At 67.3% G+C, this 23,810-nt stretch carries 20 protein-coding genes; 10 read left to right on the top strand and 10 right to left on the bottom strand.

The genetic code is table 11. The features are described 5' to 3' along the window. The first annotated feature begins 1 nt into the window (after nucleotide 1). The 7 genes from hemF to IB269_RS16700 all read left to right on the top strand — a co-directional run bounded on the left by hemF (nucleotide 2) and on the right by IB269_RS16700 (nucleotide 8,226). Nucleotides 2–976: an oxygen-dependent coproporphyrinogen oxidase gene (gene hemF / locus IB269_RS16730; RefSeq protein WP_192367746.1), complete on the top strand. Its 975-nt coding sequence runs from the start codon at nucleotides 2–4 to the stop codon at nucleotides 974–976. A 249-nt stretch (nucleotides 977–1,225) separates the two neighbouring features. After that, a complete protein-coding gene (gene rsfS, locus IB269_RS16725) occupies nucleotides 1,226–2,026 on the top strand; it encodes a ribosome silencing factor (protein WP_180317189.1) in 801 nt (266 codons plus the stop codon). 21 nt (nucleotides 2,027–2,047) lie between these two features. After that, nucleotides 2,048–2,515 (top strand): 23S rRNA (pseudouridine(1915)-N(3))-methyltransferase RlmH, encoded by a 468-nt coding sequence (rlmH, locus tag IB269_RS16720; RefSeq protein WP_012205361.1) that lies wholly within the window; start codon nucleotides 2,048–2,050, stop codon nucleotides 2,513–2,515. A 127-nt stretch (nucleotides 2,516–2,642) separates the two neighbouring features. Beyond that, the gene (locus tag IB269_RS16715) at nucleotides 2,643–3,257 is read left to right on the top strand and encodes a Maf family protein (protein WP_012205362.1); all 615 of its coding nucleotides are present in this window, start codon (nucleotides 2,643–2,645) and stop codon (nucleotides 3,255–3,257) included. Nucleotides 3,258–3,418: 161 nt separating this feature from the next. Next, a complete protein-coding gene (rng, locus tag IB269_RS16710) occupies nucleotides 3,419–4,906 on the top strand; it encodes a ribonuclease G (protein WP_013802635.1) in 1,488 nt (495 codons plus the stop codon). 179 nt (nucleotides 4,907–5,085) lie between these two features. Next, on the top strand, nucleotides 5,086–6,987 hold the full coding sequence (locus tag IB269_RS16705) for a LodA/GoxA family CTQ-dependent oxidase (protein WP_192367745.1): 1,902 nt from the start codon (nucleotides 5,086–5,088) through the stop codon (nucleotides 6,985–6,987). 9 nt (nucleotides 6,988–6,996) lie between these two features. Beyond that, nucleotides 6,997–8,226 (top strand): FAD-dependent monooxygenase, encoded by a 1,230-nt coding sequence (locus IB269_RS16700; RefSeq protein WP_192367744.1) that lies wholly within the window; start codon nucleotides 6,997–6,999, stop codon nucleotides 8,224–8,226. Here IB269_RS16700 and IB269_RS16695 read toward each other — a convergent pair. From IB269_RS16695 to lptF, 9 genes are all read right to left on the bottom strand, one after another. Then, nucleotides 8,162–9,154, bottom strand: coding sequence for a Bug family tripartite tricarboxylate transporter substrate binding protein (locus IB269_RS16695; RefSeq protein ID WP_192367743.1), 993 nt, complete (start codon nucleotides 9,152–9,154; stop codon nucleotides 8,162–8,164). The genes IB269_RS16700 and IB269_RS16695 overlap by 65 nt on opposite strands. A gap of 414 nt (nucleotides 9,155–9,568) precedes the next feature. Beyond that, nucleotides 9,569–11,788 carry a TonB-dependent siderophore receptor gene (locus IB269_RS16690; RefSeq protein WP_225614164.1) on the bottom strand — a complete coding sequence of 740 codons (2,220 nt, stop codon included), beginning with the start codon at nucleotides 11,786–11,788 and terminating at the stop codon, nucleotides 9,569–9,571. Between the two features lie 77 nt (nucleotides 11,789–11,865). Continuing rightward, nucleotides 11,866–12,828: a helix-turn-helix transcriptional regulator gene (locus IB269_RS16685; RefSeq protein ID WP_192367741.1), complete on the bottom strand. Its 963-nt coding sequence runs from the start codon at nucleotides 12,826–12,828 to the stop codon at nucleotides 11,866–11,868. Between the two features lie 126 nt (nucleotides 12,829–12,954). Next, the gene (locus tag IB269_RS16680) at nucleotides 12,955–14,649 is read right to left on the bottom strand and encodes a tannase/feruloyl esterase family alpha/beta hydrolase (RefSeq protein ID WP_192367740.1); all 1,695 of its coding nucleotides are present in this window, start codon (nucleotides 14,647–14,649) and stop codon (nucleotides 12,955–12,957) included. A 109-nt stretch (nucleotides 14,650–14,758) separates the two neighbouring features. Beyond that, nucleotides 14,759–15,925, bottom strand: a complete 1,167-nt coding sequence (locus IB269_RS16675) for a pyridoxal phosphate-dependent aminotransferase (protein WP_192367739.1) — start codon at nucleotides 15,923–15,925, stop codon at nucleotides 14,759–14,761. 58 nt (nucleotides 15,926–15,983) lie between these two features. Beyond that, nucleotides 15,984–16,925 (bottom strand): CysB family HTH-type transcriptional regulator, encoded by a 942-nt coding sequence (locus tag IB269_RS16670; RefSeq protein WP_034398475.1) that lies wholly within the window; start codon nucleotides 16,923–16,925, stop codon nucleotides 15,984–15,986. A gap of 64 nt (nucleotides 16,926–16,989) precedes the next feature. Then, nucleotides 16,990–17,403, bottom strand: a complete 414-nt coding sequence (locus tag IB269_RS16665; protein ID WP_192367738.1) for a sirohydrochlorin chelatase — start codon at nucleotides 17,401–17,403, stop codon at nucleotides 16,990–16,992. A gap of 10 nt (nucleotides 17,404–17,413) precedes the next feature. After that, on the bottom strand, nucleotides 17,414–18,523 hold the full coding sequence (gene lptG / locus IB269_RS16660; RefSeq protein WP_034393081.1) for an LPS export ABC transporter permease LptG: 1,110 nt from the start codon (nucleotides 18,521–18,523) through the stop codon (nucleotides 17,414–17,416). Continuing rightward, entirely contained in the window at nucleotides 18,523–19,650 is a 1,128-nt protein-coding gene (gene lptF / locus IB269_RS16655; RefSeq protein WP_097202491.1) for an LPS export ABC transporter permease LptF, read from the bottom strand. The genes lptG and lptF overlap by 1 nt, the downstream gene beginning before the upstream one ends. A gap of 23 nt (nucleotides 19,651–19,673) precedes the next feature. On the opposite strand from lptF, the gene IB269_RS16650 reads away from it, so the two are divergent. The 3 genes from IB269_RS16650 to IB269_RS16640 are packed head-to-tail and all read left to right on the top strand — an operon-like array spanning nucleotide 19,674 to nucleotide 22,574. After that, complete coding sequence (locus IB269_RS16650) at nucleotides 19,674–21,233, top strand: leucyl aminopeptidase (protein WP_192367737.1); 1,560 nt, start codon at nucleotides 19,674–19,676, stop codon at nucleotides 21,231–21,233. A 45-nt stretch (nucleotides 21,234–21,278) separates the two neighbouring features. Further along, on the top strand, nucleotides 21,279–21,710 hold the full coding sequence (locus IB269_RS16645; RefSeq protein WP_012205376.1) for a DNA polymerase III subunit chi: 432 nt from the start codon (nucleotides 21,279–21,281) through the stop codon (nucleotides 21,708–21,710). 3 nt (nucleotides 21,711–21,713) lie between these two features. Then, nucleotides 21,714–22,574: a hypothetical protein gene (locus tag IB269_RS16640; protein WP_192367736.1), complete on the top strand. Its 861-nt coding sequence runs from the start codon at nucleotides 21,714–21,716 to the stop codon at nucleotides 22,572–22,574. 46 nt (nucleotides 22,575–22,620) lie between these two features. On the opposite strand, the gene IB269_RS16635 is transcribed toward IB269_RS16640, so the two are convergent. Further along, on the bottom strand, nucleotides 22,621–23,637 hold the full coding sequence (locus IB269_RS16635; RefSeq protein ID WP_063326267.1) for a D-2-hydroxyacid dehydrogenase family protein: 1,017 nt from the start codon (nucleotides 23,635–23,637) through the stop codon (nucleotides 22,621–22,623). Nucleotides 23,638–23,810 lie beyond the last annotated feature (173 nt).

Here is a 23,810-nt window from a genome sequence, read left to right as displayed (position 1 = left end):
CATGGCAGAGCAATCGACCGGGCAGGCGCTGCCCGTGGCCCAGGTGCGCGAGTACCTGACGGGCCTGCAGGCCCGCATCACGCAGGCGCTGGAGCAGGTGGAAGGCGAGGGCGGTGCACGCTTTCTGTCCGACGCCTGGAGCAAGGGCCCCGGCGAGCGCCTGCAGGGCGATGGCATCACCCGCATCATGGAGGGCGGCCGCGTGTTCGAGCGCGCGGGCTGCGGCTTCTCGCATGTGCGCGGGCCGCAGCTGCCGCCCTCGGCCACGCAGCACCGGCCTGAACTGGCGGGTGCGCCGTTCGAGGCCATGGGCGTGTCCCTGGTCTTCCATCCGCGCAATCCTTTTGTGCCTACGGTACACATGAATGTGCGAATGATTGCGGCCGGCTCAGGCGCGGCCGGCTCAGGTGCGGAAGGGCATCCGGGCAACGAGCCCACCTGCTGGTTCGGCGGCGGCATGGACCTGACACCGGTCTACGGCTTCGAGGAAGATGCACAGCACTTTCACCGCGTCTGCCGCGATGCGCTGGCGCCTTTTGGCGACACGCTCTACCCGCGCTTCAAGACCTGGTGCGACGAGTACTTCTGCCTGAAGCACCGCAACGAGCAGCGCGGCATCGGCGGCATCTTCTTCGACGACTTCTCTGAGCTGGGCCAGGCGCGCAGCTTCGACATGCTGCGTTCGGTGGGAGATTCCTTTCTGGAGTCCTACCTGCCCATCGTCGAGCGCCGCCAGGCCATGGACTACGGGCAGCAGCAGGTCGATTTCCAGCGCTACCGCCGCGGCCGCTACGTGGAGTTCAACCTGGTCTGGGACCGGGGCACGCACTTCGGCCTGCAGTCCGGCGGGCGCACGGAATCCATCTTGCTGTCCATGCCCCCGCATGCGAGCTGGAGCTACCAGCGCGAGGACGCGCCCGGCACGCCCGAACGCGCGCTGCTGGAGCAATTCCTGGTGCGCCGCGACTGGCTTTGAGTTCCATTGCCGCCATCCCCGACCGCGTGGCGAAATCCGCGCGTGCAAGGGAATAGGCGGCAAAACTATAATTTCAATAGCTTGAGGCGCAGCGTTGGCTGCGTTCTCCACTTTCTTCGGCGCGAAATCTTCCGGCGATCTGTGGGCGAACTCCATGCATTTTGGAGCGCCGCTACAGCCAAGCCCTCTACGGGCCGCACGGCGCTCGCGCTATATTGATCCCATTTCTATTCCACTGATCACCGCCTGATGACCACTTCCACCAAATCGGATTCCGCAGCCAAGCGCGACGTGACCAAGCTGCAACGCGCCATTGTTGACGGCCTCGAAAACGTCAAGGCCCAAGACATCCAGGTCTTCAATACCGAAAAGCTCTCGCCGCTGTTCGAGCGCGTGATCGTGGCTGCTGGCACCTCCAACCGCCAGACCAAGGCGCTGGCCTCCAGCGTGCGCGACGCCGTCAAGCAAGCCGGTTTTCCCGTGCCACGCCAGGAAGGCGAAGAAAACGGCGAGTGGATCATCGTCGACTGCGGCCAGGCCGTGGTCCATGTCATGCAGCCAGCCATCCGCCAGTACTACCGCCTGGAAGAGATCTGGGGCGAGACGCCTGTGCGCCTGAAGCTGGGTGCTCCCAAGCCCACGCGCTCGGCCGCCACCGACAAGGCCGAGGAAAAGGCCAAGAAGGCCGCTTCCAAGAAGGCCGCTGCAACGGCCGCCAAGCCTGCTGCCAAGAAGGCCGCTTCTGCCGCCGCACCTGCTGCAGGCAAGAAGCCCGCTGCCAAGAAGGCAGCTCCTGCAAAGGCCGCTGCACCCCGTTCCGCAGCTGCCAAGCCGGCAGCATCCCGTACGGCAGCCGCCAAGCCGGCTGCTGCAAAGTCGGCCGCTCCCAAGTCCGCCGCCGTGAAGTCGGCCGCCGCCAAGGCGCCGGCTCGCAAGACGGCAGCGCCCAAGGCCATCAAGACCGTGGTGGTCAACCGGGCTCCCGCCAAGCCCAAGGCAGGTGCCGCTGCCAAGCCGGCCGCCAAGCGCGCTCCCCGCGCGAAGGCCTGAACGGTTCGGGACTGACGCTGCATGAAGCTGTTGATCGTGGCCGTGGGCCAGCATGTGCCCGACTGGGCGCAGACGGCCTACGACGACTATGCCAAGCGCTTTCCCCCGGAGCTCAAGGTGGAGCTCAAGGCCGTCAAGACCGAGCCGCGCGGCTCCAAGACGGTAGAGACCCTGTACGCGGCCGAGCGCAAGCGCATCGAGGCCGCCATTCCGCGTGGCACGCGCATCGTCGTGCTCGATGAGCGTGGCACCAATCTGACGACCAAGGCACTGGCCCAGCGCCTGCAGGGCTGGCAGCTGGAGGGCGACGACGTGGCCCTGATCATCGGCGGCCCGGACGGACTGGACCCCGCCTTCAGGCAGGCTGCGCACGAGCGCATCCGCCTGTCGGACCTGACCCTGCCGCATGCCATGGTGCGGGTGCTGCTCATCGAGCAGCTGTACCGTGCCTGGTCGGTCAACGCCGGCCATCCCTACCACCGGGAATAGGGCCTGTCCCGGCTCCCAGGCTCTGCCAGCGGCCCTGTCACGCGGATCCGAGGATCTCGTGATACTATGATTTTGATAGCCTTCAGCGCTTTGCAACAAAGGGCTGAAGGCATTTCTCATTCTTATCATGCCGCCATTCATCTACCTTGCCTCCCAGAGCCCTCGCCGCCGCCAGCTGCTGGAGCAGCTGGGTGTGGCCCATGAGCTTTTGCTGCCCAACGCCGAGGGCGACATTGCCGAAGATGCCGAGGCCATAGAGGCCGAACTGGCCGATGAGGCAGCGCGCGACTATGTGCAGCGCGTCACCGCGCTCAAGCTCGATGCCGCCATGGCCCGCCATGCGCGCCGCGCCCTGGCTGTGGCGCCCGTGCTGTGCTCGGACACCACGGTGGCGCTGGATGGCCGCATTCTTGGCAAGCCTGCCGATGCCGACGATGCCCGCCGCATGCTGACCGCGCTTGCGGGCCGCGAGCACGAGGTGCTGACCGCCGTCGCCATACAGCACGGCGCGCGGCGCCTGGCTGCGCTGTCGGTTTCCCAGGTCTGCTTCTCGGCCATGAGCGCGCAGCAGATCGACGCGTATGTGGCCTCGGGCGAGCCCATGGGCAAGGCCGGCGCCTATGGCATACAGGGCCGCGCGGCGGCCCATGTGCAGTGGCTGCACGGCAGCTACTCGGGCATCATGGGCCTGCCGCTGTTCGAGACGGCGGCGCTGCTGCGCGAGCTGGGCTGGGCACTGTAGGCCGGCTCCCCGACCTGGGCCCGCAGGGGCGTGCAGGCATGCGCAGACCGCCGATGGCAGCGGATGGCGCGGCAAGATAGTGGCAAGCGGCCACCGGCGCAATGATTGCCGGGCCGCCATGGCCGAGAAATACAAACGACAAAGCACACCACAGGCACAGCATGCAGCAAGACATTCTGATCAATTGGTCGCCACAGGAAACGCGCGTGGCCATCATCGAGAACGGCGCCGTCCAGGAGCTGCACATGGAGCGCCCGCTGGAGCGCGGCCTGGTCGGCAACGTCTATCTGGGCAAGGTCTCGCGCGTGCTGCCGGGCATGCAGTCGGCCTTCATCGACATCGGCCTGGAGCGCGCGGCCTTCCTGCACGTGGCCGATGTCTGGCAGCGGCAGGAAGGGGGCGAGGCCCCCATGTTCGCGCGCAAGGACATGCCTGTCGTGCCCATCGAAAAGCAGGTTTTCGAAGGCCAGACCATCATGGTGCAGGTCATCAAGGACCCGATCGGCACCAAGGGTGCGCGCCTGTCCACGCAGATCAGCATCGCGGGGCGATTGCTGGTGCTGCTGCCCCAGGATGACCATATCGGCATCTCGCAGAAAATCCCGCAGGGCGAGCGCGACGCGCTGCGCGCCCGCCTGCAAGGCCTGGTGGGCACCAAGGAAACCGGCGGGGGCGGCGGCTTCATCCTGCGCACCAATGGCGAGGACTCCAGCGACGCCGAGCTGGCCGACGACATCCGCTACCTGCGCAAGACCTGGAGCCGCATCAAGGACGCCTCGGTGCGCCTGCCGCCCATGTCGCTGCTGCACCAGGACCTGAACCTGCTGCAGCGCGTGCTGCGCGATCTGGTGGGCGAGGGCACGCAGAGCATCCGCATCGACTCCAAGGAGCAGTTCGCCCTGCTCATGACCTTCGGGCAGGAATACATGCCGGCGGCCGTGCCCAAGCTGCAGCACTACCGCGGCGAGCGGCCCATCTTCGACCTGTTCGCCATCGACGAGGAAATCGCCCGCGCGCTGGGCCGCCGCGTGGACCTCAAGTCCGGCGGCTACCTGATCGTGGACCAGACCGAGGCGCTGACCACGGTGGACGTCAACACCGGCGGCTACGTGGGCGCGCGCAACTTCGACGACACCATCTTCAAGACCAACCTGGAAGCGGCCCAGCAGATCGCGCGCCAGCTGCGCCTGCGCAACCTGGGCGGCATCATCATCGTGGACTTCATCGACATGGTGCGCGACGACCACCAGGCCGAGGTGCTGTCCGAATTCAAGCGCCAGCTCGGGCGCGACCGCGTCAAGACCATGGCGGGCGGTTTCTCGCAGTTGGGCCTGGTGGAGATGACGCGCAAGCGCACGCGCGAATCGCTGGCCCACATGCTGTGCGAATCCTGCCCGGTCTGCCAGGGCAAGGGCCATGTGAAGACCGTGCGCAGCGTCTGCTACGAGGTGCTGCGCGAAATCCTGCGCGAGGCGCGCCAGTTCAACCCGCGCGAGTTCCGCATCGTGGCCTCGCCCAAGGTGGTGGAGATGTTCCTGGACGAGGAAAGCCAGCACCTGGCCGGCCTGTCCGACTTCATCAAGAAGCCCATCTCCCTGCAGGCCGAGACGGCCATGGCACAGGAGCAATACGACATCGTGCTGCTGTGAATCGGTATTTATCCTGCTAATTCATTATCAATAGCAGTTCATCTATTGGAGAATGAATGGGTTCAATTGAACTCATTCTTTCGTTGCTATGGATTGTTGATTCCCGATAATTAACTTTGTCTCGGCTTTTTTGATACTGTTTGTTGCAATCAGTGCCTCAGCAACTGAAAGGGCGACGAATGGGAATCGACTCCACCATTGTGCGTGCAGCCATACACCCGGGAATTGGTGTGGCGCGTATTGGCAATAGTCCGGATGAGTACTATGTCGGCCCCGAGCTGATGCATGTGCCGCCCATGGCGCCGGGCAGCCTGCGTGATGCGCAGGGCGCGCTCAAGCGCCAGGCTGCGCGCTTTCGCATCTACGGCTACAACGCCGCGGGCGAGGTGGTGCGTGAACTCACGGCCGACCAGGACCAGATCGAATGGGAAGTCGAACTGGCCAATACCAAGGCCGCCTGGTATCAATTCCAATTGGCGCTGGACGTGCCTGAAGCCGCAACGGCCGATCCCACGATTTTGCGCAATGCCACGGTGAAGGACCGGAAAAGCCTGGCCATTCGACCCGGAGCCCGCCGAATTGCCAAAGGCTCGGCCCCGGTGGCATTCGACAGCGGCAGTTTCTGCGGCAAGCCGGTTTATCTGGGCGAATTGCGCATTGAAAAGACGGGCCAGCTTCTCGTGCTGGGAGGCCGTGGCGTTTCTGCCTCCGTGGATGGCTCCAAGGCCACCACGTTTGCGAACAACGAGGGCTGGCATGACGATGTGGCCGACGGCCCCGTGCGCGCCAAGGTCGTCGTGGCCGGCGTTTCCGTGCCGGTGGATGCGGCATGGGTCACGGTTGCGCCGCCCAACTACGGCCCGCAGATGAAGTCGGTGCGCACCATGAAGGACCTGATGGAGGATGTGTACATCCACTCGGGCATGGCCGCCTTCCCGCTGCACGTCTCCTTCAGCCGGCACATCCTGCCCATACTCCAGCGCCAGAGCAGCCTGCAGTGGGCGAACAAGGGCTTTGCATCCCAGTTCGGCTGGGGCGGGGCGGCCAGTGCGGATGACGAGGCGTGGATCGCCAGGCTCAACAGCCCGGGCACGACCTGGGCCGAGCTGCGCCAGCAGGTGGCCAATGCCTTCCGCCGTTTTGACCGTGATGGCGCATCCCCCCAGCCCTGGCCCTGGCTGTATGGCGACGCCATGGCCGTGCCGCCCGCCGACACACCGCGCCAGCATGCGGCGCTGACCCCCACGCAGCTGAGAATGCTGGACCTGTGGGCCGGTGGCCATTTCCTGTCCGACTGGAAGCCCGGCCAGCAGTACCCTGCCCAGCTCGCCGACGTGCCGCTGCAGGAGCAGCCGACCATGCTCGACCATGCCGCCATGGACGACTGCCTGGCCGACGCCTTCCATCCGGGCTGCGAGATCACCTGGCCCATGCGGCACGCCAGCATGTACCGGGCGCCGTTCCGCATCCGCGAGGCGGCAGTGAACCCGCCCGAGCTGCAACTCTACGGCTCCCGGCTCACGCCTGCGGTGGCCCTGTCCGAGAGCGGGCCGCTGTATGCGCAGGTGGCCGGCGACCTCACGCGCTGGATGGCGGTCCCCTGGCAGACCGACACCGCCAGCTGCCGCAGCGGCTATTACGCCGGCTATGGCCCACGCTACGACCCCTACCTGCCCACGTTCTGGCCGGCCCGCGTGCCCAACCAGGTGCTGACGCAGGAGGCCTATGAAAGAGTCATCGACACCGAACTGCCGCGCGAGCAGCGCGTTGCCGCCTTCAACCGCCGCGAGTCGTGGTTCCGCACACTGGGCGAGGAAGGCTATGAGAGCGAGATCAACCGCATGATCAGCCACTTCGGTGACATGGGCGTCATCGAGAGTCGGCCCGGCGTGCGGGGCGACAAGGACTTCCCGCCGGTGATGCAGGTGGAAAACCGCATCGCCCCGGCGCCGTCGCACATGCTCAAGACTGCGGTGCAACCGGACGGGCAGGAGGCGCCTCCCCGCATCGAGCCCTTCGATGCAGACAACGAGCAGCAGTTGCGCGCCATGACGCAGCGCGGCCCGGTGCTGCCGCGCTGAGTGCCGGCCATGCCGTCGCACGCCATGGCCGCCGCGCCGCTGCCGGATGAACTGGATGTGCTCGTCGTGGGCGCAGGGCCGGCGGGCGCGGCCGTTGCCGCGCAACTGGCAGGGCACTGCCGCGTGGCGCTGGTAGGACGCGCCGTGCAGGCTGGGCGGGCCATTGGCGAAACCCTGCCCGCTGCGGCCCGGGTGATTCTGTGCGACCTGGGCGTGTGGGATGCGTTCGCGGCACAGGGCCACCGTCCTGCCTGGTCGCGGCGGTCATTGTGGGGAAGCTCCGAGGTCATCTTTCAGGACGCGCTGTTCGACCCGCATGGCGCGGGCTGGCACCTGGACCGAAAGCGCTTCGACGCCATGCTGCTGGAGGCTGCGCGCAGCCGTGGCGTGCCCTGCCTGGTGCCCGCCACGCTGCGCAGCCTGCAGCGCCAGCCACCGGGCGCACCCATGCGCTGGCGCTGCCTGATCGATAGGGCGCAGGGCGACCCGGCGCACGGCCCGCTGGAGCTGTCCTGCCGCATCGTGGTCGATGCCACGGGCCGCGCGGCCCGCGTGGCCCGGCAGGCGGGCGCCCAGGTCCACCGTGGTGGCCGCCTGGTCTGCTTTCACGCCTGGGTGGAGCCGCCATCGCATGAGCATGCAGGCACCACCATGATCGAGTCGGATGCCGAAGGCTGGTGGTACAGCGCCGACCTGCCCGATGGCAGTTGCGTGATTGCCTGGCAGACCGATATCGACCTGCCTGAAGCCCGGCGCCTGCGCAGCACGGCCGATCTGTTGGAAATGGCGCATCACACGGCCCTGGTGGGCGCGCGCAGCAGGGGCAGCCGGCTGCTGGAGCCGCTGCGCGTGGCCGCCGCCCACGAACAATGGCTTGATGCAGCCAGCGGGCCGGACTGGCTGGCCGTGGGCGATGCAGGCCTGTCCTTCGATCCCCTGGCATCGCAGGGCCTGCTCAACAGCCTGGTCACGGGCAGCGAGGCCGCCCAGGCCGTGCGCCGCAGCCTGGCGGGCGATGCCGATGCGCTGCCGTCCTGGAGTGCGTGGATCGGCACGATACGCGCCGCGTACCGCACCCACCACCAGCACTACTACGCGCTGGAGCAGCGCTGGGCGGCCGAGCCGTTCTGGACCCGCCGCCAGCGGGCGCCGGAGGCGGGGACCGGAGCCGACGTTATTGCCGTTCCAGCTTCGCCGTCTGCACGATCGCATTCCAGCGCTGGTACTCGGCCCGCGTGAATTCGCGGAAGGCCTTGGAGTCCAGCAGGCGCACTTCGCCGCCCAGTGCCGTCACCTTGGACTTGAAGTCGGCATGGCCCGCCACCTTGAGCGTGGCCTCTTCCAGGCGCTTGACGATGGCGGCCGGCGTGCCCTTGGGTGCCAGCACGCCGTTCCAGGTGCCGGTCACGAAGGTGGGGTAGCCGCTTTCCTTCATGGTCGGCACATCGGGCAGGGCGGGCAGGCGCTGCTCGGAGGTCACGGCCAGGGCCTTGAGCTTGCCCGACTGCACGAAGGGCAGGGCGGGCGTCACGTTCTCGAAGATGAAATCGATCTGGCCGCCCAGCAGGTCGGTCAGGGCCGGCGCGCTGCCCTTGTAGGGCACATGCACCATGTCCAGCTGGGTGGCGCTCTTGAACAGCTCGCCCGACAGGTGGACCGTGGAGCCGCTGCCCGGCGAGCCATAGCTCATGCCGGTCTTTTGCGCGGCGGCGCGTGCCACCAGGTCCTTCACCGTCCTGGCGGGCGTGCGCGTCTCGTTGACGACCAGCACATTGGGAATGGTGGTCACCAGGGCCACGTACTCGAAATCGCCCAGGCTCTTCTCGCTCAGGTTCTTGTACAGGCTCTGGTTGATGGCCTGGGTGCCGGCCGTGCCGAACAGCAGCGTATAGCCATCATTGGCCGCCGAAGCCACGCGGCTGGCGCCGATGGAGCCGTTGGCGCCGGAGATGTTTTCCACGATCACGGGCTGGCCCAGCGACTCGGACAGGCCCTGCGCCACCATGCGCGCCAGCACATCGGTATTGCCGCCAGGGGCGAAGGGCACGACCAGCTTGACGGGCCGGGTGGGATAGGCATCCGCCCAGGCCTGGGGCAGGGGCAGCAGCGCGGCGCCGAGCAGCGCGGCAGCGCGCAGGAATTGCTTGCGTGAAAGGGTGCGGGGCATGGGGGATGTCTCCTTGTCGGTGTTTTTGGTGGCGCAGCGGCTGGGGCCGGCGGCGGATTTTTCAGGCGGGCCAATGCTGGGTGGTGGCTGTCTTGACGTCAATCAATGTTTTGGCAGGACGTCATGCGGCGGGCGAATGACCTGTTCGGCCTTGCTCGGCAAATGAGAATGGACTGCACCGGCGTGCGCCCGTCATGGCTCCTGCAACCACGGCGCAAGCCTCCTGGACCCGCCCATGAACAAGGTCCGCCCCCTCTCCTGCATCCGCCCCCGACGCTGCCAACTGCCCGCATCCATGCGGCTTTGCTGCTCCTGCCTGCACCTGCACGATGCGCCCCATGACGTGGGCTGGCGCCTGCCGGCGCGCCGGGGTGGAGCGGGAATTGCCGCTGTCCATGCCAATGCCGATACAGCTCAGAAATCCGCCTTCAGGCTCACCGTCAGATTGCGTGGCTCGCCCCACCAGCCCTGGTTGTAGAAGCCGATCTGGCTGTAGTACTGACGGTCCAGCACGTTGTTGAGCTGCACGCTGGCCGACCAGGTGGGGTCGATGCGGTAGTGGGCCGAGAGGTTGACCACCAGGTAGCTGCCCTGGCCGACCTGCACGCTCTGGCGCAGCGGGTTGGTCACGTTCTGCCAGATGCGGCTTTGCCAGCGCAGGTTGCCGCCCAGGCTCAGGCCCTGAAGCGCACCCTCGAAGCTGCGCATGGCCGTGAGCTTGACCAGGCTGCGCGGGTGCGTGGTGTTGAACGCGGCGCCGCTGGCGCTGCGTGCCGTGTAGTGCGTGTAGCTGGCGCCCATGCGCCAGCCCCGGGCCGGCTCGCCGCTGAGTTCCAGATCAATGCCGCGCACCTGGGCGCCCTTGACGCCGCGATAGGCCTTCTGGTCCGTGGTGCCGTCGATGAATTCGCCCGTGTCCTGCGCCAGGTTGTCCTGGCGGGTCTGGAACAGCGCGGCAGAACCCTGCAGCCGGTCCTGCAGCCAGGAGCCCTTGAGGCCCAGCTCGAAGGCCTGGCCGGTGACGGGGTCCAGGATGCCGCCTTGCTTGTCGCGGTAGTTCTGGGGCGTGAAGATTTCCGTGTAGCTCAGGTAGGCCGTGTGCCGGGCATCGATGTCCCACAGCAGGCCGGCGTAGGGCGTGATTTCGTTGCTGTAGCGGTAGTCGCGCAGGCTGCCGAAGTAGTTCTGGCGCGTGGACCAGCGGCTCAGGCGGGCGCCGGCCATGGCCGTCCAGCCATCGGCCAGCGAGAAGCGCCCCACGGCATAGCCGCCGCTTTGGCGCATGCGGCTGTCGTCGCCGCCGTTGGAGACGTCGGACCAGCCCGGCTCGGCCAGGCTGCCGTTGCGCCAGTCGAGGAAGTTGTCCGTGGCAGGCGGCGTGCCCAGCGGTGCGTAGCGGCGGATGTCGATGTCGTCGCGCACATGGTTCCAGCCCACGGCAATCTCGTGCTGGCGCCCGAACAGCGCGACCGGGCCGCTGGCCGTGAGGTGCAGGCTGTCGCGCGAGCGGTCGCCCCGGTATTTGATGAAGGAGTTGGCCATGCCCAGGCCGGTGCTGGCGTCCGGCGCGCCGCCCCGGTAGACGTAGCGCATGTCGTAGTTGCCGTCGTTGCGGCTGTAGGCGGCGCGCAGCAGCCAGCGGTTGTCCAGCCGGTGCGTCAGGTCCAGCGTGGCCGTGGTGTTCTCGGTGCCGAAATGCGACCAGCGCGTGTTGTTGGACACCGAGCGGTCGAAGTCCGTGCGGCTGCCGTCCGCATAGAACAGCGGAAAGCCGGCGCCCATGCCGGGGCTGGTGTTCTTCTTGTATTCGAGGCTGGTCACGAGCCGCGTGGCGGGCGTCAGGGCCGCGCTGACCACGGCGTACAGGCCCTGCCTGCGCTGGCCGAAGTGGCTGACGTAGCTGTCGCTGTCCGATTGCACGGCCACGACACGGCCATGCACGCGGCCTTCGCGGTCCAGCGGCAGGGACAGATCGGCCTCGGCGCGGCGCAGGTTCCAGCGGCCCAGCGTCAGCGAGGCATGGCCGCCCGCCGTCTCGAGCGGCTGCTTGCGCACGAAGTTCACCGTGGCCGACGGATCGCCCGAGCCATTGAGCAGGCCCGTGGCGCCGCGCACGATTTCCACGCGGTCGTAGAAGGCGGTGTCCATGTCGGTGGCGCCGAAGTTCCACAGGCTGTTGATGGGCGAGGCCAGGCCGTCGAACTGGAAGTTGCTGACGCCAAAGCCGCGCGAGGAAAACTGGTAGCGGTTGCTGTCGCTGCGGCTCACCGACAGGCCGGGCGCGGAGGCCTCCAGCGTCTGCGAGACCGTGAGCTGGCCTGCATCGTCCATGAGCTGGCGCGTGATCACGCTGACCGACTGCGGAGTTTCACGCGCCGACAGTTGCAGGCCCGTGGCCGTGCCTGTGGCGCCGCTGGTGTAGCGCGCCGTGCCTTCGGTGATGCCCGCATCGGCGGTGGCGCGCACGGTGACGGTGCCCAGTTCGGTGTCGCCTTTCCTGGCAGGGGGCCTGTCCTCGTCGGCGGCCCAGACTGCTGGCGCAGGGGCGGCACAAAGGGCGCAGATCAGCAGGGACAGCGGGGTCCGCGCGCCTTGGGGGTGTCGCGGGGCGGGGTTTTGAATGCGAATGCTCATCATTTCCATGGTCCTGGGCGTGAGCCCGGATTGTGGGAAATGTGCGCCGCCGCCGCCTGTTCCCGGCGACGCCAGTCCTATGGTTTGCGACGCAGGCTGCCTTGGCTGGGCGCGTGGCCGAAGCGCTGGCGAAAGGCCGTGGCGAAATTGCTGGCGTGCTGAAAGCCCACGCAGTCGGCCGCTTCCTGCACGCTCCAGCCCTGTGCCAGCCGTTCGCGCGCCAATTGCATGCGGCGCTCGCGCAGCCAGCCGAACACGGTCTGGCCGTAGGCAGCCTGGAATTTCTCGCGCAGCGTGGTCGGGCTCATGCAGGCCAGGCGCGCCAGGTCGTCCAGGCTGTGCGCCTGGCCCGGCGCTGCATCCATGCACTCGCGCACGCGCTCCAGGCCGCGCCTGTCCCGGGGATGGATGCGCGGCGAGGGCGCAGGCCGCGGCTGCGCATGTGCCTGCAGCGCGCAGGCCAGCACCTGCAGCGCAATGCCTTCGCGGTGCAGCCGGGCCAGGCTGCCGCTCCAGACGCCATCGAGCAGCTGGCGCAGCGACACCGCCAGATGCTCGGGCAGCGACCAAGCATGCAGCGGCGGGCCGGACTGCCGCAGGGCATGGTGCAGCAGCTCGGCCAGTTCGGCATCGGCGCAGGCCTCGGGTGCCTCGATGGACAGGTTGAAGCCGCGCACCGTCTGGCCCGCCACATGGGTGGCCTTGAGCACCTCGGTGTCGCCGCAGGAGAATGCCGCTGCGGCATGGCGCGTCACGCTCAGGGCCTTGCGGGCGCCGGGCAGCTGCAGCTCGGCCTGGCCGTCCAGCAGGACCACGGCGGTAAAGCGCCGCGGATGCTCGGACGTGGATTCATAGCCATGGTTGATGCGGATGTCGGAGCTGACCAGCTGCAGGCCCGAAGGCAGTTGGTGCTCCTGTACCTGGCCTTCGAAGATGCAATCGTTTTCGGAGACGGTGGAGAGAAAGCGCACACTGAAACCGTGGCGCTGGCGCATGGCGTCGAGCTGCGCCGTGGTGTAGCGCTGGGAAGGGGCGGGCATGGGCGGAGGCGGAAAGGCGGTGGCGGGAAGCGCTCGCTGCGGTGAACGCTTCTCATTATCGCTGCAGGCTTGCTCCGGCCCTGCGGCGGCCCCGGCCTGTGGCGCCCAGCCCGCAGATGCGCAGGCTCAGGGCAGGGCGCAGACAAAGCTGGCCGCATCCTCCACATTGCCCGTGCCGGCGGCTGCGCCCTCGAACCTGTACCTGGCAATCTTCGGATACGGGCACAGCGGGCGCGTGCGCTGCGGAAAGTCCGCGCTGGACGGCAGGGCCCTGGCAGCGATGGTGTCCGGGGCGATGCCTTTCTCCACCCAGTCGACCATGGCCTGTATGGAGTCGAAGCTGTCCGTGGCCGGGCCCCCCGAGCAATGGTTCATGCCCGGCACGAGGAAGGTGCGCGCAAAGTCCTGCGTGGCCTGCATGCCTCCGTTGTTGGCGGCCAGGCGCTCGTAGTAGTCCAGCGTGTCCAGCGCCGAGAAGATGGGGTCGGACATGCCGTGGATGAAGAGCATCTTGCCGCCGTGCTGCCGGAAGGCCGTGAGCCGGTCATCCCGGTAGGTGTCATAGATGGCCGAGTAGGCCTGCATGCGCGCCGGGTCGGTGTCGAAGTTGAAGGCCAGCGGGTTGAAGCCCAGGTCTGGCGGGGTGAGGAATTCGTTGACCAGCGCATCCACGATCAGCGTGATGTAGCGCGAATCCGGCGTGGCGGTGGTGGAGCTGCCCAGTGTCCAGGTGCGCCAGCCCGGCGCTGCCAGGCCCGGATCCCACGGCTGGCCCGCATACAGGGCCTGGCCTGCCGAGTTGCGCGGCCCGGCAAACACGTTTCTGAGCGCGTTCACCTGTCCGCTGCTCAGGCAGCTGCCGGCCTTGGCGCCGCCGCACTGCAGCACGCCGGGGTCGAAATGGCAGGCCTTGACGTGGTTCACCATGCCATCGGCCACGCCGTCGGCCGCATCGCAGGAGGCGGTCACGGCCTTGGCCACCAGGTTCAGGTCCTCGTTGCTGAAGGCCCGGGAGAGGATGCGCCGGCCGCTGCTGTCGGCCGGCGCGATGGCATCGAACTCGATGGTGTTCCACATCGCGGCCACCGTGGCGCCGCTCGATACCCGCATGGCAGGGGCACCGGCCGTGATGGCGTCGAAGTAGTCGGGAAAGCGCTGCGAGAACACCATGCCCTGCCGCCCGCCACCCGAGCAGCCTGAAAAATAGGAGTGCTCAGGCTTGCGCCCGTAGCGCGTGGAGATCAGCGATTTGGCCGCCACGGCGGTCTTGTCGTAGGCGTTGTAGGCGTGGTCCAGCCTGGCCTGAGGGTCGGCACCGAAGCTGGCTGTCGTGCCGGTGTGGCCCGCGTCGGTGGAGACCACCGCAAAGCCCTGGCCCAGCGGCGAAGGCGTTGCGCCTGAGATGCTGGAGCTCAGCGAGGTGTCGCGCAGGATGCCGTCGTTGCCACCGCCGCCGATGAAGAGAAACCGGCCGTTCCATTGGTCCGGCAGGCTGAGCTGGAACCCGATGGCGTAGTTCTTGCCGTCCACGCCCACGCGCGGGTTGATGGCGCCGGTGACTACGCAGTGCCCCGGCAGCAGCGCGCCGGTGCTGGCGCCGCCCGGCCTGCGGGTGTCGGGCGGCACATAGCTGGTGGACAGCCGGGTGGCCGCAAGGCCTGCCCTGTCAGGCAGGTCGGCGCAGGCGGCCGCCTGCGTTGTGGCATCGGCCAAAGTGGGGCTGCTGCCACCGCCGCAGCCCGCCATGAGAAGGGATGCGGCAAAGGCGGCCGTGGATGGAAAAACGCGCCGCAAGGCGCGTGGGGCGTGGTCGGTTCGCATGGCTTGTGTCTCCTGTCGCCCGAGCGTAAGACCAGGGACGGAGGGGCCATGTCATCTCAGAGGATGACGGGACAACCCGGCGTGGGCGCGCGCTGCCCCGCGCCCGGCTTCAGAGTTTGCGTAGCCGCTCCAACGCCGCGCGCAGCGTGCTGTCTTGCTTGGCAAAGCAAAAGCGCACCACGCGCTGGTCGAAGCCGTCGCCATAGAAGGCCGACAGCGGGATGGCCGCCACGCCATGCTCTCGGACCAGCCACTGGCAGAACGCGGCTTCGTCCAGGTCCGAGACGGCCGAGATGTCGGCGCAGACGAAGTAGGTCCCCGCCGTGGGCAGCAGGCGCAGGCGCGAGCCTTCCAGGCCCTGGCAGAACAGGTCGCGCTTGGCCTGGTAGAAGGCGGGCAGCTGCAGGTAGGGCGCAGGGTCGGCCATGTAGCTGGCCAGGCCCGCCTGCATGGGCGTGTTGACGGTGAAGACGTTGAACTGGTGGACCTTGCGGAACTCGGCCGTGAGCGCGGCCGGCGCGGCGACGGTGCCCACCTTCCAGCCCGTGACATGGTAGGTCTTGCCGAAGCTGGAGACGATGAAGGCGCGCGCCGCCAGGCCGGCAAAGCGCGCGGCGCTCTGGTGCTGGCGGCCGTCGTAGACCATGTGCTCGTAGACCTCGTCGCTGATCAGCAGCACGTCGGTGGGCGCCAGCAGCTCCTGCAATTGCAGCATCTCGGCATCGCTCCAGATGGTGGCGCTGGGGTTGTGCGGGCTGTTGATGATCAGCAGCCGTGTGCGCGGCGTGATGGCGGCGGCAATTTTGGCGAAGTCGGGCTTGAAGCTGCCCGGCGTCAGCGGCACGCGCACGGGCACGCCGCCGGCGAGCTCGATATTGGGCACGTAGCTGTCGTAGCAGGGGTCGAGCACGATGACCTCATCGCCCGCATGCACGGTGGCCAGGATGGCGGTGAGGATGGCCTGCGTGGCGCCGGCCGTGACCGTGATCTCGGTGGCCGCGTCGTAGCGGCGGCCGTACAGCACCTGCATCTTGTCGGCCATGGCCTGGCGCAGCTGCGGCAGGCCGGGCATGGGCGGGTACTGGTTGTGGCCGGCCTGCATGGCGGCCGTGACGGCATCGACCAGCCTGGGGGCGCAGCCGAAGTCGGGGAAGCCCTGGCCCAGGTTCACCGCCTGGTGCTCGGCGGCCAGCGCCGACATGGTGGTGAAGATGGTCGTGCCCACATGGGGCAGGCGGCTGGGGAAGGCGGGCGTGCGGGGCGTGGCAGAGGTCATGGCGGAGGCAGCGGAAAACGGGAACGGGCCCGCACTGCGGGCCCGGTGGGGCGGAGGATCAGAGTTCGTAGTCGTGCACGTGGCCGCTCATGGCGCGCATGATCAGGTCGCGCGTCAGGCGGTCGCTGAGCAGTTCGGCGAAGCGGTAGACGAAGTTGCGCAGATAGGCGCCGCGCTTGATGGCCACGCGCGCCACGCTCTGGCCGAACAGATGGCCCATGGGGCGGACCACGAGGTCGTTGACCGGATCGTCGCGCATGGCCATCTCGGCCACGATGCCGATGCCCAGGCCCAGGCGCACATAAGTCTTGATCACGTCGGAGTCAATGGCCTCCAGCACGATGCGCGGACGCAGCCGGCGCGTGGCGAAGGCCTGGTCGATCTTGCCGCGCCCGGTGAACGAGGGGTGGTAGGTGATCAGCGACTCATGGGCGATGTCGTCCAGCGTGATGCGCTCTTTCTGCGCCAGCGGATGGCCCGTGGGCATGACCAGCACGTGCTGCCATTCGTAGCAGGGCAGGGTGACGAGATCGGGGTAGTCGGCCAGGGACTCGGTGGCCATGCCGATGTCGGCGATTTCGTCGATGACCATGCGCGCCACCTCGGCCGGCGTGGCCTGGTGCAGGCTGATGGTGACCTTGGGATACAGGTCGCGCAGCCGTGCCACGGCGGGCGGCAGCACGTAGCGGGCCTGGGTGTGGGTGGTGGCAATCGACAGCGTGCCGCTGTCCTGGGCGCTGTACTGCTCGCCGATGCGCTTGAGGTTGCCGATCTCGCGCATGATGAGTTCAATGCTCTTGAGCACCTCCAGGCCGGGCTCGGTGATGCGCTTGAGGCGCTTGCCGTGGCGCGCGAAGATGTCGATGCCCAGCTCCTCCTCCAGCTCGATGATGGCCTTGGAGACGCCGGGCTGCGAGGTGTGCAGGGCCTTGGCCGCCTCGGTGAGGTTGAGGTTGCGGCGCGCCGCTTCTTGGACGAATCGGAATTGGTGCAGGTTCATGGCGGTGACAGCTGGGTGCAGCGCACCATTATGCTGCATTTATATAAAGAAGCGATTCGTTATTTCAGCTTCCTGAACTGCCGGAAGGCTCCATGGCCGCCAACGCCAGCTCTGCCAGCAGGGCCGTGACACGCGGATGCTCGCCCACGGCCGGCTCCAGTTCCACGGCCACCTGTGGATGGGTGTCGCGGATCTCCTGCACCAGCTTCGGGATGTCCTCACGCGCATGCTTGCCCGTGCCAAGGAACAGGGGCAGCACGGTGATGCGCGTGGCGCCCGCCTCGACCAGCCCGAGCGCGGCGGTGGGCAGGTCGGGCGCACAGGCTTCCAGGTAGGCGCATGCAGCCAGGCCGTGGGGCCGCGTTTGCCGGACGGCGCCGAGCACGGCCTCGATGGGCTGGCGCCACAGGGCGTCGCGGGAGCCGTGGGCCAGCAGGATCAGGCCGGCAATGCCGGCCGCTGTTGTGTCGTTTTGCATGGCAACGGACCTAGCGGCGCAGCACCAGCCAGGTGAAGGCGGTCAATGAAAGAAGGCTGTAGAGCAGGCCCGGCGCCGCAGCGGTCAGCCAGGGCGACCAGGTCTGCAGCGTGCCGATGTAGCCGAACACGTTGTTCAGCAGAAAGAAGCTGATGCCGGCCATGACGCCGCCGAACACATAGGCCGCGATGCCGCCCGAACGGAAGTGCAGATAGGCAAAGGGCAGGGCCAGCACCACCATCACCAGGCAGCTCATGGGGTAGAAGACCTTGCGCCAGAACTCGATCTCGTACTTCTGCGCGGCCTGGCCGTTGGCCTCCAGGTGGCGCACGTACTGGAACAGTGAAATGGTGGACATGCGGTCGGGCTTGAGCAGCGCGGCCGAGACCATTTCGGCGCTGATGCCGGTCTTCCAGACCAGGCTGTCCTCCTTCTCGCGCAGCAGCACCATGCCTCCGTCGGCCTTGGCCTTCAGGCGGCTGGCCTCAACGCCCTGGAGCGTCCAGGATTCGCCATCCTCGCTGACCTGCGCCGCCTGCGCATGGATCTGGGCCGAGATGCGGCCCTGGCCGTCAAAGTCGAAGATGCGCACATTGGAGAAATCGCCGGGCCCGCGGATGGCGCGCACGTTGATGGCGATGGAGTGATCGCCCTGGCGTTCCTTGAGCCAGGCACCCGTGGCGCCGCGCGACAGCTGGGCCAGGTGGATGGCGCGGATGTTCTGGCCCGCGTTCTCGGCCGCCGGCGCCAGGTAGTCGCCCGTGCCGAAGGTGGCCAGCACAAAACCCAGGCCCAGCACCATCAGCGTGCGCAGCGCCAGCCAGGGGCCCATGCCGCTGGTGCGCATGATGGTGAATTCCGAGCTTTGGGCAAAGCGCGCCATCACGTAGATGGTGCCGATCAGCACGGTGATGGGCATCAGCTCGTACAGGTGGCTGGGGATGCGCAGCACCACGAAGAGCAGGGCGTGCGTGATCTGGTAGCCGTTGTCGCCGCCGCGCCCGACCCAGCGCAGCTCATCGACCAGATCGAAGAAGAAGAACAGCGCCAGGAAGGCCAGCGTCACATAGCTGACGGCCGCGATGATGTCGCGGTACAGCAGGTTTCTCAGAACTCTCATCAGGGCACCGCCTTTGCGTCGTCCAGGGCAGCCGGCTTGCAGGGCCTGCGCCACAGGTCGCGCGGCGACCAGCGCTTGTGCCGTGCCAGCAGCACCAGCAGTGCCAGCAGCAATGTTCCTCCGTGCAGCAGGGCCGTCATGGCGGGCATGCTCAGCTTGCCCGAGGCCACCCAGTTCTCGCCCAGCGTCATCAGGTTGTAGTACACGATGAAGGCGAACAGCGCGAGCATGAGGCTGCCGCTGCCGCCCGCGCGCGGGTTCACGCTGGCCACGGCCAGGCCCAGGATCACGAAGTTCAGCGCCGCCAGCGGCAGGCCTATGCGCCAGCCCAGCTCGGCGCGGTAGATGGGTTCGGTGCGCGGCAGCAGCTCATGCGTGTAGGTGCTGCGAGCGGCCATTTCCTCGGCAGCGGCCAGATTGTTGCCGCCGCCGAGCTGCGTGCCGTATTCCTTGAACTCGCTGATCTTCACCGAGCCGTCGCTGGTCTGCGTTTCCATGCGCTGGCCATCGGTGAGCACGGCCATGCGTTCGCCCTTGATCACTTCCAGCCGCGCCCCGCGCGCCGAGGTCACGGACTCGCGCCCCCGCTCATTGGCCACGATGAACACATTGTTGGCAGCGGTGGCGCTGGGCACGTCCTTGTCGATGAAGAACACGCGCGATCCGCCCGCAGACTCCTGGAACTCGCCGGGGGCGATGCGGTCGATGTCGCTGCGCTGCTCGAACTGGGTCTTGATCTGCTCGATCTGCTGGTTGGCCCAGGGCAGGATGCCCAGGCCCAGCACGGCGATCACGGCCAGCACCGGCCAGGCAAAGCGCAGCAGCGGGCGCAGCAGGCTGGCCAACCCCTGGCCTGCGGCGAACCAGATCACCATCTCGCTGTCGCGGTACATGCGCGACAGCGAGCCGACCACGGCCACGAAAAGCCCCAGGCCCAAAATCGTGGGCAACTGGCCAAGCACCGTATAGCCCATGACCAGCAGAACGTCGGAAGGGCTGACATTGCCCTTGTAAGCCTGGCCCAGCGTGCGGATCAGCATCATGGTCATGACGACCGTGATCAGCACCACGACCGTGGCACCGAAGCTGCGGGCCAGCTCTTTGCGTATGGATGAATCGAATAACATTGGCTGAAAGGAAAACGCCGATTATGAACTTTGAACTGAAGCCGTTGACGACTGCCGCAGCAGTACGTGAAAAGTGTGACCTGTTGTTGGTGCTGGTGACCGAAGCCACGGTCACGGGCAGCGACGCGCTGTCCACCCTGGTCGCACACGCGGTCAAGGCCGGAGATTTCGAAACGGCAGCCGGCAAACAGCTGGCACTGTACGGCCTGCCAGCCGTCGCTGCACGCCGCGTCGTGCTGCTGGGCGCGGGCAACGGCTCGGCACGGGAAGTGCGCCAGGCCGTGGCCGGCGCAGGTGCCGCGCTCAAGGCGACCGGTGTTGGCAAGGCCTTGCTGTGCTTTGGCTTCGATGCGGCAGGTCCTGCCGTTGCTGCCGCCGTTCTGGCGGCGGCCGATGCCTGCTACAGCTATACCCACACTAAGCCGCAGGCCAAGCCCGTGGCGCTCAAGAAGCTGGTGATTGCCACAGCCGTCAAGGCGGGCGACAAGAATGGCGTTGCCGACGCTTTCAAGACCGCCGTGGCCCAGGCCGAAGGCATGACCCTGGCACGCGAATGGGCCAATCGCCCCGCCAACCACGCCACGCCCACCTTGCTGGCTGACGCGGCCCGCGCCCTGGCCAAGCTGCCCGGCATCAGCTGCAAGATCCACGGCCCCGCCGAAGTCGCCAAGCTCGGCATGGGCGCCTTCATGGCCGTGGCCCAGGGATCGGAGCAGCCGCTGCGCTTCATCGAACTGCACTACAACGGCGGCACCAAGGGCGCCGCGCCCGTGGTGCTGGTCGGCAAGGGCATCACTTTCGATACCGGCGGCATCTCGCTCAAGCCTGCCGCTGAAATGGACGAGATGAAGTTCGACATGGGCGGCGCCGCCAGCGTGCTGGGCGTGTTCCATGCGCTGGCCCGGCTGCAGCCGGCCGTCAATGTCGTCGGCCTCATTCCGGCGTCCGAGAACATGCCCGGCGGCGCTGCCGTCAAGCCGGGCGATGTGGTCACCAGCATGAGCGGCCAGACCATAGAAATCCTCAACACCGATGCCGAAGGCCGTCTCGTGCTCTGCGATGCGCTGACCTACGCCGCCCGCTTCAAGCCCCGCGCCATGGTGGACATCGCCACGCTGACCGGCGCCTGCGTCATCGCCCTGGGCGGGCTGCGCAGCGGCATGTTCTCGCCCAGCGACGAACTGGCCCGCGCGCTGGAGCAGGCCGGCGATGCGGCACTGGACCCCTGCTGGCGCATGCCGCTGGACGAGGAGTACGGCGAAGGCCTCAAGAGCAATTTTGCCGACATGGGCAATGTGGCTGGCCGCGCGGGTGGCGCAGTCACGGCAGCCAAGTTCCTGCAGCGCTTTGTGGGCGACATTCCCTGGGCGCACCTGGACATCGCCGGCACGGCCTGGAAGAGCGGCGCCGCCAAGGGCGGTACAGGCCGCCCCGTGGGCCTGCTGCTGCACTATCTGCTGGCCTGCATCGATGCTGGCAAGGTGCAGGCCAAGGCTGCTGCACCCAAGAAACCTGTGCCACCCAAGGCAGGATCTGCCAGCCGCCGCAAGGCTGCAGTTGCCGCTCAGCCGGAGCAGGCATGAGCGCATCGTCCCCGTCGGCCCGGACCTGTTTGAAGGGGGCATCGCTTGACTGAAGTGGCCTTCCATTTCAACGCGCCCGACAAGCTGGCCTATGTCTGCCGTCTGGCGCGTAAGGCGCTCAGGCACCGCACGCAACTGGTGGTGCTGGGGTCGCCGCCGCTGCTCAAGGCCTTGTCGCCCAGGCTGTGGAGTGTCTCGCCCACCGACTTCCTGGCCCATGCCGGCGAAGGCGATGGGGCAGACATCATGGCCTTCTCGCCCATCGTTTTGCTGGAGCGGCTGGACGGCGCGCCGCACCACGACATGCTGGTCAACCTGGGCGGCGAAGTGCCCGAAGGGTTCGAGCGCTTTGCGCGTGTCGTCGAAGTGGTTTCCGCCACCGACGAGGAAGACCGCCACCTGGCCCGGCAGCGCTGGAAGCACTATGCGGCCCAGGGTATTTCCATCAAGCGCCATGACCTGGTCCTCAAGGAGTAAGCCATGAGCGCTCCTCCCTCCAAAACCCCACCGCGCTTTGTTCCCACGCTCACCGATGTTGTTGCGGTGGATGCGGTGCAGGCACCGGTTCAGGCGGTCGAGCCCCCGGCACCCCTGGCACACCCCGTGTCCGAACTGCCGCTGACTGACGAAGCGACGCCCTGGGCCAGCGAAGGCATGCTGGCGCCTCGGCGTGGCGTGGTCACCCTGCCTGCGTCCCTGCCGCCACTGCCGCAGGACCTGGAACCCCAGCGGCCCATGGTCACCGAGCAGGCTGCACCCGAGGAAATCCCGACACCTGCAATGCAGCCCGTGCTCTCGGACTATCAGCCGCCCAGCGCCCCGTCCGTGGAAATGCAATTGGCCCAGGAAAGCCGTCTGGCCGAAATGGCCGAAATGGCTGACGTGGCGGATGCGGCGGATGTGGCAGGTGCGGCAGATGTGGCTGCAGCGGGCGACGTGGCACCGGTCGGGGAAGTGGTCCCTGCCGACTTGGTGGTCCCGGTGGTCTCGGTGGTCCCGGTGGTGCAGACTGTCGTGGCAGAGGCGGCTGCCGCGCCGACGCCGGCTTCCCCCGCCATGCCGGCAGCTCCCACCATGGAGTCCATCTGGGACAGCCATGCGCAGCAGGTCACCGAGGAATATCTGGTCCATCGCCTCATGCAGCGTGTGGACCTGGTGCTGGACCAGCGCCTGCGCGACGCCATTGCCACCGTGGTTCAGCAGCAGACTCGGTCCATCGTCGTGCGTCTGCGCGAGGAGGTGGAATCCGTCGTGCGCCAGGCCGTCTATGAGGCGGTGGCCGATGAACTGGCCTTTCGTGCCACGGCCGCACGTGGCGAGTCCGGCCAGGGCGGCCGTTGAGTGCTGGGCAAGGGCGGGTGGCGCAAGCCCCCGCCTGATCCGGTCGTCAGCCTGCGCGGGCCGGGCCTGAGAACACCTCGGGATTGAGGATGTTGCTGGGCTGCCCCGCAACGAAGTTCACCACATTGTCGAAGGCGGCGCGAAAGTACAGCTCATAGCTGTCCTGCTCCACGTAGCCGATGTGCGGCGTGCAGATGCAGTTCTCCAGTCGCAGCAGCGCATGGCCCTGGAGGATGGGCTCGCTCTCGAACACGTCCACGGCCGCCAGGCCCGGCCGGCCTCGGTTGAGCGCACCCAGCAGGGCATCGGCCTCCACCAGCTCCGCGCGCGAGGTGTTCACGAACAGGGCGGTCGGCTTCATGCGTGCCAGATCCTGCGCCGTGACGATGCCGCGTGTGGCCTCATGCAGTCGCAGATGCATGGACAGCACGTCGGATTCGGTAAAGAAAGCCTCGCGCGAGTCCGCCGCCGCAAAGCCATCGGCCTGCGCCTTCTGGCGCGAGCTTTCGCTGCCCCAGACCAGAACCTGCATGCCGAAGGCATGGCCGTAGTGCGCTACCAGCCGTCCAATGCGGCCGTAGCCCCAGATGCCCAGCGTGCGCCCGTGCAACACGCTGCCCAGTCCGAAATTCGCAGGCATGGACGCAGCCTTGAAGCCCGATTGCTGCCATGCGCCGTGCTTGAGGTTGGCGATGTACTGCGGCAGCCGCCGCGTGGCCGCCATGATCAGCGACCAGGTCAGCTCTGCCGGCGCAATGGGCGAGCCCACGCCCTCGGCAATCGCAACGCCCTGGTCGGTACAGGCCTGCACATCGATATGGGCGCCGGCCTTGCCGGTCTGCGCGATCAGCTTCAGGCGCGGAAGCTTTTCCAGCAGCTGCCGGCTGATCTGCGTGCGCTCGCGGGTCAGCACGATGATGTCCGCATCGCGCAACCGCACCGACAGCTGGCCAACGCCCTTGACGGTATTGGTGAAGACCTTGGCGTTGAAGGGCTCCAGCAGACGAGCACAGTCCAGCTTGCGCACGGCGTCCTGGTAGTCGTCAAGAATGATGATGTTCATTGCCTGTGAATCTGTCATAAGCCTTTGATTTATCTCTGGTTTGCCGCGTAAGATGGTGTCGGCAAATGATTTATTCCATTCCTGCGCTTACCTTCGTGCTTCATCTGCGCTTGCCTGGACTCGTCTACACTTCACCGCTCGGTATAGGTTTTGTGTAGGTTTTTCCGGCATTC

The sequence above is a fragment of the Delftia sp. DLF01 genome (assembly GCF_014852125.1).
Classification (GTDB): Bacteria; Pseudomonadota; Gammaproteobacteria; order Burkholderiales; family Burkholderiaceae_C; genus Comamonas; species Comamonas acidovorans.
Note: the sequence above shows the minus strand (reverse complement) of the source record. Positions and strands in the feature narration are given on the sequence as shown.